The 11,935-nt window shown below is 68.5% G+C and carries 10 protein-coding genes and 1 pseudogene; 4 read left to right on the top strand and 7 right to left on the bottom strand.

Annotated elements, in window-relative coordinates; translation table 11 throughout:
* Window positions 1-230 (bottom strand): annotated as a pseudogene (locus FV220_RS21555) (hypothetical protein); the annotation flags it as partial.
* A gap of 177 nt (window positions 231-407) precedes the next feature.
* Between FV220_RS21555 and FV220_RS21560 the strand changes: the two are divergent.
* From FV220_RS21560 to fghA, 3 genes are all read left to right on the top strand, one after another.
* Complete coding sequence (locus FV220_RS21560) at window positions 408-2,273, top strand: ABC transporter ATP-binding protein (protein WP_147833165.1); 1,866 nt, start codon at window positions 408-410, stop codon at window positions 2,271-2,273.
* 203 nt (window positions 2,274-2,476) lie between these two features.
* Entirely contained in the window at window positions 2,477-3,613 is a 1,137-nt protein-coding gene (locus FV220_RS21565; RefSeq protein ID WP_018041895.1) for an S-(hydroxymethyl)glutathione dehydrogenase/class III alcohol dehydrogenase, read from the top strand.
* A gap of 193 nt (window positions 3,614-3,806) precedes the next feature.
* On the top strand, window positions 3,807-4,640 hold the full coding sequence (gene fghA / locus FV220_RS21570) for an S-formylglutathione hydrolase (RefSeq protein WP_147833166.1): 834 nt from the start codon (window positions 3,807-3,809) through the stop codon (window positions 4,638-4,640).
* A gap of 12 nt (window positions 4,641-4,652) precedes the next feature.
* Here fghA and FV220_RS21575 read toward each other — a convergent pair whose 3' ends face one another.
* A complete protein-coding gene (locus FV220_RS21575; RefSeq protein ID WP_147833167.1) occupies window positions 4,653-4,850 on the bottom strand; it encodes a hypothetical protein in 198 nt (65 codons plus the stop codon).
* A gap of 213 nt (window positions 4,851-5,063) precedes the next feature.
* Here FV220_RS21575 and FV220_RS21580 point away from each other — a divergent pair, with 213 nt between their 5' ends.
* Window positions 5,064-7,268 (top strand): TonB-dependent siderophore receptor, encoded by a 2,205-nt coding sequence (locus FV220_RS21580; RefSeq protein WP_147833168.1) that lies wholly within the window; start codon window positions 5,064-5,066, stop codon window positions 7,266-7,268.
* 72 nt (window positions 7,269-7,340) lie between these two features.
* On the opposite strand, the gene FV220_RS21585 is transcribed toward FV220_RS21580, so the two are convergent.
* The 5 genes from FV220_RS21585 to FV220_RS21605 form a co-directional block, all read right to left on the bottom strand.
* On the bottom strand, window positions 7,341-8,303 hold the full coding sequence (locus FV220_RS21585; RefSeq protein ID WP_147833169.1) for an aliphatic sulfonate ABC transporter substrate-binding protein: 963 nt from the start codon (window positions 8,301-8,303) through the stop codon (window positions 7,341-7,343).
* 29 nt (window positions 8,304-8,332) lie between these two features.
* Window positions 8,333-8,866 (bottom strand): cupin domain-containing protein, encoded by a 534-nt coding sequence (locus tag FV220_RS21590; protein WP_056147551.1) that lies wholly within the window; start codon window positions 8,864-8,866, stop codon window positions 8,333-8,335.
* A gap of 26 nt (window positions 8,867-8,892) precedes the next feature.
* A complete protein-coding gene (locus FV220_RS21595; protein WP_147833170.1) occupies window positions 8,893-9,834 on the bottom strand; it encodes an ABC transporter substrate-binding protein in 942 nt (313 codons plus the stop codon).
* Window positions 9,834-10,937 (bottom strand): LLM class flavin-dependent oxidoreductase, encoded by a 1,104-nt coding sequence (locus tag FV220_RS21600; RefSeq protein ID WP_147833171.1) that lies wholly within the window; start codon window positions 10,935-10,937, stop codon window positions 9,834-9,836. Before FV220_RS21600 ends, FV220_RS21595 begins: the two co-directional genes overlap by 1 nt.
* Window positions 10,938-10,974: 37 nt before the next feature.
* Window positions 10,975-11,935: acyl-CoA dehydrogenase (locus FV220_RS21605; protein ID WP_147833172.1), on the bottom strand; the 961-nt coding region annotated here is incomplete at its 5' end.

Here is an 11,935-nt window from a genome sequence, read left to right on the forward strand (position 1 = left end):
GGCTCCGCACGACGCTCGGGCGGCGGGGGCGCGGGTTGTGGCGGAGTCACCTTGGTCGGCTCGGTGCGCTGCACCGGCGCCGCCGGATCGTCGCTGCCCTGTGGCCAGAAGGCCTGGACCAGGCCCGCCAGCGCCGCCGCCACGACGAAGAGCACCACCACCCGTAGAAGAGTCGAACCGCTGAGCATCCAACCCGCCTCACGCGCACAATACACGCGGGACGCTAACATGGGAGAGAAACCAAAGTCTTGCCGTCCTGGCCGATGTCCTCAGGCGTCTGCGTCACGAAGCGCATCGTCTGAAACCACGCGTCGCATGAGGCGGTCGCGGCATCACTGTCGCGGACGGTGACTGAGCACTCTACGACGCATCGACGGACGGGGCCGCTCCGGTCATGGTCCGCCGCGATGTCCACCGCCTCCCTCGCTGCCTCGCTGAACCGGTTCGTCGTCGAGCGCGTGGGCGCCATGCGCTACCTGCCGGCGCTGTTTCGCCTCGTCTATGCCGCGAGCCCGCGCCTGCTGATGGCGAGCGTCGCTCTGCGTCTCGCGCGGGCGAGCCTGCCGGTGTTGATGCTCTATCTCGGCAAGCTCATCCTCGACGCCATCGTCGCCGAACACGCCCGGCCCCATCCCGCAGGAACCGGCATCGCCGGCTGGATGGCGGACCCGGCCCTCAGGCGTCTCGCCGGCCTCGTCGCGGTGGAGCTCGGCCTCGCCATCCTGTCCGATCTGCTCGGGCGGCTGAGCACCCTCACCGACGGGCTGGTCGCGGACCGCTACGCCAATGCCGCCACCCTGCGGCTGATGCGCCACGCCGCCGCCCTCGACCTTGAGCAATTCGAGGACAGCGCCCAGCAGGACCGGCTGGAGCGCGCCCGCCGGCAGGTGACCGGGCGCTCCAACCTGCTGTTCCAGCTCTTCGGGCAGGGGCAGGATCTCATCACGCTCGTCGCCTTCGGGATCGGTCTGGCCGCCTACGCTCCCTGGCTGATCCTGCTGCTCGCCGGCTCCCTCGTCCCGGCCTTCCTCAACGAACTCTACTTCAACCGGCAGGGCTATCGCCTCGCCTGGACCCGCACCCCGGAGCGGCGGCAGATCGACTATCTGCGTTATCTCGGGGCCAGCGTGGAATCGGCCAAGGAGGTCAAGCTCTTCGGCCTCAACGCCTATATCGCCGAACGCTACCGGATCGTGGCCGCCAAGCTCCTGGCCGACAACCGCTCCCTCGCCATCCGCCGGGCCGGTTGGGGCGGCCTCTTCGCGGCCTTGGGCACGCTCGCCTACTACGCGGCCTATGCCACCATCGTCTGGCGCACGGTGGCGGGCGCCTTCTCCATCGGCGATCTCGCCTTCCTCGCCGGCTCGTTCCAGCGCCTGCGCGGCCTGATCGAGGGCCTGCTGCTCGGCTTCTCGCAGATCTCCTCGCAGGCGCAGTATCTCGAAGACCTGTTCTCGTTCTTCGAGGTGGTGCCGCTGATCCGCTCGCCGGAGCGGCCCGTGCCGTTCCCGCAGCCGATCACCGAGGGCATCGTCTTCGAGGAGGTCGGCTTCCGTTATCCCGGCACCGAGACCTGGGCTGTCCGGTCCCTGAGCTTCCGCCTCGCCGCCGGGGAAGTGCTCGCCCTGGTGGGTGAGAACGGGGCCGGCAAGACCACGATCGTCAAGCTCCTGACCCGGCTCTACGACCCCACCGAGGGCCGTGTGCTGCTCGATGGCCGACCGCTCTCCGATTACGACCTCGACGACCTGCGCGCCCGAATCGGCGTGATCTTCCAGGATTTCGTGCGCTTCGATTTCACCGCCGCCGAGAACGTCGCCGTCGGGCGCATCGACGAGCGGGACGACGCCGCCCGCATCGCCCGTGCCGCCGGGCGCAGCCTCGCCGACGGCGTGATCGAACGCCTGCCGCTCGGCTACGACCAGCCGCTCGGCAAGCGCTTCGCCGACGGTGTCGACCTCTCCGGCGGCCAATGGCAGAAGATCGCGCTCAGCCGGGCCTATATGCGCGAGGCCGAGATCCTGATCCTCGACGAGCCCACCGCCGCCCTCGACGCCCGCGCCGAGTTCGAGGTGTTCCAGCGCTTTCGCGATCTCAGCCGGGGGCGCAGCTGCGTGCTGATCTCGCACCGGTTCTCCACCGTGCGCATGGCCGACCGCATCCTCGTCCTCGACGGGGGCAAGGTCATCGAGGCCGGAACCCACGAGGAACTCCAGGCGAGGGGTGGGCGCTACGCCGAATTGTTCGAACTGCAGGCCGCGGGCTATCGCTGAGGCGCCGGCGGGTATGCTTCCGCGACAACACAGGGGCGACGCGACCTCCCGCGCGGCCCGAGGGCGTTGCATCTCGTCTCCAGAACCATCATTGCACGAAACAGATTTTCGGGCCGTTCGGCTTGCCCTCCCCTGGATGAGGCGAAGTCGAAGAGTCGGCAGTTCGACACCGTCCGTGATCGTCCAGACATGAGAATAATGACATGAAGACGCGCGCTGCGGTCGCGTGGGAGGCCAAGAAGCCCCTCACCATCGAAACCATCGACATCGAAGGCCCCAAGGCCGGCGAAGTCCTCATCGAGTTGATGGCCACCGGCATCTGCCACACCGATGCCTATACGCTGTCGGGCCTCGATTCCGAGGGAAAGTTCCCGGCGATCCTCGGACACGAGGGCGCGGGCATCGTCCGCGAGCTCGGCGCCGGGGTCACGGACCTGAAGGTCGGCGATCACGTCATCCCGCTCTACACCCCGGAATGCCGCAGCTGTAAGTCCTGCCTGTCGCAGCGCACCAACCTCTGCACGGCGATCCGCTCCACGCAGGGCCAGGGCGTGATGCCGGACGGCACCTCGCGCTTCTCCTGCGTCTCCACCGGCGGCAGCCCGAATGGAGCGAACACCCTGTTCCACTACATGGGCTGCTCGACCTTCTCGAACTTCACGGTCCTGCCGGCCATCGCGCTCGCCAAGATCCGCGAAGACGCTCCCTTCGACAAGATCTGCTACATCGGCTGCGGCGTCACCACCGGCATCGGCGCGGTGATCTACACCGCCAAGGTCTGGCCCGGCGCCAACGTCGTGGTGTTCGGTCTGGGCGGCATCGGCCTCAACGTTCTCCAGGCTGCCCGGATGGTCGGTGCCGACAAGATCATCGGCGTCGACATCAACCCGGACAAGCAGGAGATGGCCCGCAAATTCGGCATGACCCACTTCATCAACCCGAAGGAGGTCGGCAACGATCACGTGGTCTCGGCGATCCTCGACGTCACCGGCGGCGGCGCGGACTTCTCGTTCGATTGCACCGGCAACGTCCACGTCATGCGCCAGGCGCTGGAATGCTGCCATCGCGGCTGGGGCGAGTCGATCGTTATCGGCGTGGCCGAGGCCGGCAAGGAGATTTCCACCCGTCCGTTCCAGCTCGTCACCGGCCGCGTCTGGAAGGGCTCGGCCTTCGGCGGCGCCCGCGGCCGCACCGACGTGCCGAAGATCGTCGACTGGTACATGGAGGGCAAGATCAACATCGACGACCTGATCACCCACACCATGCCGCTCGAAGACATCAACCACGGTTTCGACCTGATGCACGAGGGCAAGTCGATTCGCTCGGTGGTGGTTTACTGATCCCATCGAGACGAAACGCCTCGACCCTCCCCCCTCTGCGGGGGAGGGTGCCTGCGGAGCAGGCGGGAGAGGGGCCCCCTCTCCGGATACGGCGCTCCCCTCTCCCGACCCTCGCTGACGCGAGGCCCACCCTCCCCCGCAGAGGGGGGAGGGAAGAGCCCGCACCGACCATCGCCCATCAGGAGATCACCGCATGGAAACCATTTCGAAGGCCCGCGCCCATGGCGGCACGCAGGGTGTCTACAAGCACGATGCCAAGACCACCGGCTGTCCCATGACCTTCGCGGTGTTCGTGCCGCCGCAGGCCGAGAACGGCCCGGTGCCGGTGCTCTGGTACCTGTCCGGCCTCACCTGCACCCATGCCAACGTCATGGACAAGGGCGAGTACCGCCGCGCCGCCGCCGAGCATGGCGTGATCATCGTGGCGCCCGATACCAGCCCGCGCGGCGCGGACATTCCGGACGAGGCCGGCAACTGGCAGTTCGGCTCGGGCGCCGGCTTTTATGTCGACGCGACGGAGGCGCCCTACGCCGCCAATTACCGGATGTGGAGCTACGTCACCGAGGAGCTCCCCGCCCTCATCGCCGAGAACTTCCCGGCCGACATGACCCGGCAGGGCATCTTCGGCCATTCCATGGGCGGCCATGGCGCGCTGACCATCGCGCTCACCTATCCCGACCGTTTCAAGTCCTGCTCGGCCTTCGCGCCCATCGCCCAGCCCTCCACGGCCGGATGGTCGAAGCCCGCCTTCGAGAAGTATCTCGGGACCAACGAGGCGGCCTGGCGCGCGCATGACGCGACCGCCCTGATCGAGGACGGCAAGCGCTTCTCGGAGTTCCTCGTGGACCAGGGCACGGCCGACAGCTTCTTGGCAGACGGCCTGCGCCCCTGGCTCCTCGAAGAGGCCTGCAAGAAGGCCGGGATCCCCCTCACGCTGAACATGCGCGAGGGCTACGATCACTCCTACTTCTTCATCTCGACCTTCATGGACGACCATATCGCCTGGGCCGCCGACCGCCTGAAGTAAGGTCTTCACCCGTCACCCCATCCCCGGCCCGTCGCGCCGGGGATGGGCTCCGTCGGCCGTCATCAGAACAGGCCGCACTCCGCCACGCAAAGCGTCGCGTCGAGAATGGGCCCCGGCCCTCATCCGGTCCACACCCTCGATCCGCTGGCTCACGCCCCAATCCCGCATCGTTGCCGCCACCGGCATCTCCAGCAGGCTGAGTGCGAACAAGCATTGCAACCTGCGCGGCCTGTGTCGAAGCAGCAACGGCGAGTGACGAAGAGTGTTCGGTATCTTGCCACCGCCTGAGCCGAAAGCTACGGCGGAAGGGCGAATACATGTTGTATTACAGTAGTTTATCATAATTCTAAAGAGCACTGCAGGCCTCGTCTCGCCACTTGGGCGAGCCCGTTCTGCTGCCCGTCATCCGGAGCCAGGCCGTCCATGCCGTCGTCCCCATTCGCCCGTTCCGCCGTCCTCGCGGCCGGGGTGTCGATCATGGTCCTCGCCCTGACGGGAGCCGGTTCGGCGCAGGAACGGGCCGTGACCCTCGATACGCTGAGCGTCGAAGGATCGGGCGCGGGGAACGGCACGGGTGTCGGGAATGGTCGTCGCGCGCCCGAGACCGCCCGTGGCCCGGTGGACGGCTACGTCGCCACGCGCAGCGCCACGGCCACCAAGACCGACACGCCGATCATCCGCACGCCGCAATCGATCAGCGTCGTCGGTGCCGATCAGATCAAGGCGCAGGGCTCCCAGACCCTGTCGGAGGCCGTGCGCTATACGCCGGGCATCTACGCCAACCAGTTCGGCCCCGACACGCGCCTCGATTGGTTCCTGATCCGCGGCTTCTCGGCCACCGAATCCGGCTTGTTCCGCGACGGGCTCCAGCTGTTCCAGACCGGCTTCGCCAATTTCCGCGTCGACCCGTTCGGCGCCGAACGCATCGAGCTGATTCGCGGCCCCGCCGCCACCCTGTTCGGCGGCAGCCCCGTGGGCGGCCTCGTCAACATCGTCTCCAAGCGTCCGACCCTCGAGCCGCTCCGCTACCTCGAACTCGGCGGCGGCTCGTTCAGCCAGCGCTATGCCGCCTTCGATCTCGGTGGCCCGGTGGACGAGTCCGGACACTGGTTCTACCGGCTGACCGGCCGTTTCCAGAACGGCGACGCCCAGGTGAATTTCGCGCCGGAGGACCGCTACTACATCGCCCCGAGCTTCACCTATAAGCCCGACGGTGCCACCACCTTCACGGTGCTGACGAGCTTCCAGCGCGACGAGACCGGCGGGGCCGGCCAGTTCCTTCCGTATTTCGGGACCGTGCGGACCAACGCTTCCGGTCTCAGGATCGACCGCAAGCTCAACGCCAGCGATCCGCTGGTGGACCGCTACACCCGCAACCAGGCCAATCTCGGCTACGAGTTCGAGCATCATGTCGACGACGTCTGGACCGTGCGCCAGAACTTCCGCTACTCGTTCACGGAAGTCTCGGATTCCCGCTACGTCGCCAACGGCTACGCCTTGGGCGACACGTCCCAGACGAATCTCGCCCGCTACGGCTTCCTGACGACGCCCCGCGCCGGGATCTTCACCGTCGACAACCAGGCCGAGGCCCGGTTCAACGATGGAACGTTCGGGCACACCGTGCTGATGGGCGTCGATTACAAGCGCTACAGCTTCTCGGACAACCAGGCTTCCACCCCGTTCCCCGCCCAGGCGCCGAATCTCAACATCCTGTTCCCGCGCTACTTCCAGACGGCGGTCGCGCCCGCTCCCTACCGCGTGCTGAATCAGCAACTCCAGCAGGTCGGCCTCTACGCGCAGGATCAGATCGCGCTCACCGAACGCCTGACCTTCCTCATCGGCGGTCGCCAGGACTTCGTCGACAACACCATCGACAGCAAGATCCCGTCGGGCACATCGACCCAGATCAGCGAGAGCGCCTTCACCGGCCGGCTCGGCCTCATCTACAATCTCGACAACGGGCTGGCGCCCTACGTGACCTACGGGACGTCCTTCAATCCGACGCCGGGCGCCGACGCGCAAAACCGGCCGTTCAAGTCGGAGACGGGTGAACAGGTCGAGATCGGCGCCAAGTTCCAGCCCGTCGGCTGGAACACGCTCTTCACCTTCGCGGCCTTCGATCTCGTCCGCAACAACACGCTGACGCCGAACCCGGTCAGCCTCTTCACCAATCTTCAGATCGGTTCGGTGCGTTCGCGCGGCTTCGAACTCTCGGCCACGGCGACCCTCGCCGAAGGCCTGAACCTCACGGCCGCCTATACGCTCTACGGTCTGCGCACCATCGAGGGGACGGACCTCGATCTCGGCAAGGTTCCGGTGGGCATCCCGCAGACCCTCGCCTCGCTCTGGGCCGATTACACGATCCCGGTGGGCACCTTCAAAGGCTTCGGTTTCGGTGGCGGCGTGAACTATGTCGGCCAGTCCTACGCGGACGTCGCCAACACCCTCATCGTGCCCGAATACGTGACCTTCGACGCGGCGGTGCATTACGATTACGCCGGATGGCGCGCCGCCGTGAACATGATCAATGTCGGCGACAAGCGCTTCGTCTCGTCCTGCTCGTCCGCGACCGCCTGCTTCTACGGCACGCAGCGCAAGATCGTCGCGAGCGTCTCCTACAAGTGGTGAGTTCGTCTCTCCTGCGCTGAGGAACGCCCCGATCCCGATGAGCCCGGCTCATCGGGATTTTTCGTTCGCCGGTCAGGACTTGGTCGGCGCCCAGATGCCGAGCGCCGAGGCATCGACGGCGCGCGGAAGCAGGCCCTCGGCGCGGAACGCGTCCGCGATGGTCTGCTGTTCGGAGAGCCCCTCGCGGGTCACCGGCTCGACCACGTAGGTGCGGCGGGCATTGGCCTTGGCGACGATGGCCGGGTCGAGCTTCCACAGGGCGCCGAGGCGGGTGGCGGCCTCGTCGGGGTTGGCCTTCACCCAGGTTCCGGTGTCGCGCAGCTTGGCGAAGACGATGTCGAGGATGTCGCCGTGCTTGGCCGCGTAGTCGTCCGATGCGAGGTAGTAGCGCTTGTACAGCGACTGGCCGGTGCCGTCCTTCAGGATACGGGCGCCCGATTGCAGTTCGGCCGCCGACAGGAACGGGTCCCAGGCGACCCAGGCCTCGACCCCGCCGCTGGCCAGCGCCGTGCGCCCGTCCGCAGGGGTGAGGTAGGCGGGCGTGATCGCCTTGAACGGAATCCCCTCCGCCTTCAGGGCGGCGAGGAGCAGGTAATGGCTGCCGGCGCCCTTCGTCACCGCGACCTTGCGGCCCTTGAGGTCGGCCACCGTCTTGATGGGCGAGTCGGCCCCCACCACGATGGCCTGCGCGGCGGGGGAGGCAGCCTCCTGCGCCACATAGGTGATCCGCGCATTGGCGGCCTGGGCGAAGATCGGCACCGTGTCGGCCACGTCCGCGGAGAGGTCGATCTGGCCTGCGTTGAGCGCCTCCATCACCGGCAGGCCGCTGGTAAATTCGTGCCAGGTGAGCCCGACCTTGAGGGGCTCCAGCGCCTTTTCCAGGCTGCCGTCCTGCTTCAGCAGGGCGATCAGCGTCGAGGATTTCTGGTAGCCGATGCGCAGCGTCCTCGGCTCGGCGGCGAGCACGCGTCCCGGAGCGAGGGCGAGAAGACTCAGCGCGGCGGCGGCGCGCAGCGCGTGGCGACGATGGATCATGGAGCGGCGTCTCTCGCTAGGGCGCGGAATCAGGGATGCTTGTGGATCGGGTCGACCCAATGGACCGTCTCGGGGCGTTCCACGGGTTCCACATCGGTGATGTTGACCACCACCGCCTCGTTGTCGGAGCGCACCAGGACGCAGTTCAGCGGCTGGTCCGGATCGGCGTTGATCTCCTGGTGCGGCACGTAGGGCGGCACGAAGATGAAGTCGCCGGGGCCGGCCTCGGCCACGAATTCGAGCTTGTCGCCCCAGCGCATGCGGGCGCGGCCGGAGACCACGTAGATCACGCTTTCCAGGGCGCCGTGATGGTGCACTCCGGTCTTGGCGTCGGGGGCGATCGCCACCGTGCCGGCCCAGATCTTCTGCGCGCCGACGCGGGCATGGTTGATCGCCGCCTGCCGGAACATGCCCGGCGTCTGGGCGGTGTTGGAATCGAGCTTGTCGCCGGGGATCACCCGCACGCCGTCATGCTTCCAGCGCTCGGTCGCGGGCGCCGCCTCGTGGTCGTGCGTGTGCGCGTCGTCGGAATGGGCGTGGTCGTGGTCGGAAGGGTCGTGCATGGGTCCGGTCCTCGGCGGCAATCGGTTCAACGTACCGCAGCGGCGGCCGGTTCGAAGCTCCGATCGAGGATGAGCTCGGCGCGCGGCGCCCGCGCGGCGGGGATCAGCCCGGAACGGACATAGAGGTCGATGTTGCGCTGCTCGTCGGCGATCACCGCGTCGTCGATGGGCACCGCCCGATACTCCGCCCGCGAGAACCAGCGCAAAGGCACGGTCTCCGGCAGGCCGATGAGCTTCGACCAGACCGCCGCGTAGGGCGCCGGGTCCTTCAGCGCCCATTCCCGTGCCTTGACGAGACGACGGCCGAAATCGGCGAGCTGCGCCCGCTTGGTCTTCAGCGCGGCGTCGGACGCCACCGCGAAGCTCAGGCCCGGTGTGATGCCGTTGCCGTCGCGCACGACACGGGCGAGGCCGGCGAGCTCCGCCGTGGAGGTGTAGGGCTCCCAGGTCGCCCAGGCATCGACGCTGCCGCTGGCGAGCGCGATCTTGGCATCCGCCGGGGGCAGGAAGCGCAGGGTCACGGCATTGGCCGGCAGGCCCGCCTCTTCGAGTGCGGCCAGCACCACTTGATGACCGATGGAGCCGCGATTGGTGGCGATGCTCTTGCCCTTCAGGTCGGCCACATTCCTGATCGGCGAATCCTTGGCGACGAGGATCGCGAGGCCGTCCTGCTTGTTGCGGAAGGCGACGAAGGCCTTCACCGGAACCCCGGCGGCGGCCGCGAAGGTGAAGGGCGCGTCGCCGACGCCGCCGGCATCGATCGCCCCGGCATTGAGGGCTTCGAGGAGAGGAGCGGCGGCGGGAAACTCGCTCCATTCGAGCCGGTAGGGCAGGTCGGCGAGGACGCCGGCCGATTCCATGAGCGCGCGGGCATTGCCGCGCTGGTCGCCGACGCGGAGCACCGTTTCGTCGGCGCGGGCGATGCCGGCGAACGCCAGCAGGGCGAGGAGGGCGATGAGGGCGCGCATCAGGCGGCCTCCGCCCGTGCGCCACGCTGGGCGAGGAGCCGCTTGAAGGCGGGGATCAGGTCGCGGCCATACGCGATGGCGTCCTCCAGCGGGTCGAACCCGCGGATCAGGAAGGTCCGCACCCCGAGGTCGTGGTAATCGAGAAGGGCGTCGGCCACCTGCTCCGGCGTGCCGACCAGGGCGGTGGAATTGCCCGAGGCGCCCGTCTCCCTGGCGATGGCGGTGTAGAGCCGCTTGTCGAGCCTGGACCCCTGAGAGGCCGCCGCGAGCAGGCGGCGCGAACCCTCGTTATCCGGTACGGGCGCCGGCCCAAGACCCCTGGCGGCGCGGGTGGCGCGGGTGCGGGCCAGGATGTCCTCGGCCCTCGCCCAGGCTTCCTCCTCCGTCGCTGCCAGGATCGGCCGGAACGACAGGCTGAACCGGGGATCGCGGCCATGGGGGGCGGCCGCCGCCCGGACCCTGGAAATCGCCTCCCGGACCTGATCGAGGCTCTCGCCCCACAGGGCGTAGGTGTCGGCGTGGCGGCCTGCGACGCCGATGGCGGCGGGCGAGGCGCCACCGAAGAAGACCGGGATGCCGCGCGGGTCCACCGGCTTCACCTCGGAGAAGCCCCGGTCGATCCGGTAATGCGCGCCGGTAAAGTCGAACGGCGCCTCGGAGGTCCAGACCTGCCGGGCGATGGTGAGGAACTCGTCGGTGCGGGCGTAGCGCTCGTCCTTGGTCAGGTGGTCGCCGTCCTGCGCCAGCTCCCGGTCGTCGCCGCCGCTGATGGCGTGGATGGCGACGCGCCCGCCGGTCAACTGGTCGAGGGTCGCGAATTGGCGGGCGGCCACCGTCGGCGCGGTGAATCCGGTGCGATGGGCGATCATCAGGCCGATCCGGTCGGTCACCGCCGCGATCTGGGCGGAGAGCAGCAGCGCGTCGGGCTGGGTCGCGTAGAAGGCCACCAGGATGCGGTCGAACCCGCCCCATTCATGCGCCTGGGCGAGCAGGCGCAGGTAGTCGCGGTCGATGGCCGGTCCCGAAGCCGCATGGGTCTCGGAGGTGTAGCGCGGGGCGGCGAAGCCGATGAACTCGACGGCGTCGGCTGGAAGGAAGCTCATTGCGATCTCCTTGTCCGTGTCGGAAGGGGCGGTGATGTCAGAGCGCGAGGGCGGTGCGGCCGGCGGAGACGCGGACCGAATCGGCCTGCGGCCAGTGGATGCGCCCACACAGGACGTCGCGCAGGTGCCGCTCCAGCGGGTTCGCCCGCGACAGGCCGGGATTGCCGGCGAGTTCCACGGCCCGCTGCACCACTTGGATCGCGTTCTCGGTGACGGTGGCCTTGAGGAACCCGGATTCGGAGATGGAGGGGCAGGCGCCCCCGTCCACCTCCGCGGCGACGCTCCGGATCAGGCGGGCATTGAGGCTGAGCAGCCGCTCGTTCTCGCCGATGGCATCCTGGAACCGCGGGAGGGTGGCGAGGCTCTGGCCGAGGCTTCCGGGTTTGCGGTCTTTTGCGAAGGCGATGAACCAGGCCTGCGCCGAGCGGGCGACGCCGTCATAGAGGGCCGACAGCATCGTGGTGCTCCAGGCCTGCTGGTCGGCGTCGGCCTTGCGCCAGCCTTCGGGCGGTCGAAGGTCCACCGCATGGTCGGCCGGCACCTCCACATCCTCGAAGATCACGTCGTGGCTGCCGCTGGCGCGCAGGCCGAGATGGTCCCAGGTCTCCTCGATCCGCACGCCCGGCGAGGCCATGGGCACGAGAATGTTGCCGATGCGCGGCTCCGCCTCGTCGGTGCGGACGAAGACGAGGCCGTGCGTGAGGGCCGGGCTGCCGGTGGAATAGATCTTCCGGCCGCTGACGCGCCAGCCCGTGACTGTCGCCCGCGCCACCGTCTCCGGCAGGCCGCCCCGGGCGGGGGTGCCAAGCTCGGGCTCGACCCGCAGGGCGTTGATGAGCGCGCCGTCCTCCACCGCCGCGCGGCCGAGCCGGTCGGCGATCGCCCGCGGCCAGTGTTCCCGCGCATGGATCAGCCCGTGCTGGAGGAAGTGCATGGTGACCACCAGGGCGGTGGAGGGCTCGCCCCGCGCCAGGGTGCCGACGACCATCGCGGCCGCC

Source organism: Methylobacterium sp. WL19 (genome assembly GCF_008040005.1).
Lineage (GTDB): Bacteria > Pseudomonadota > Alphaproteobacteria > Rhizobiales > Beijerinckiaceae > Methylobacterium > Methylobacterium bullatum.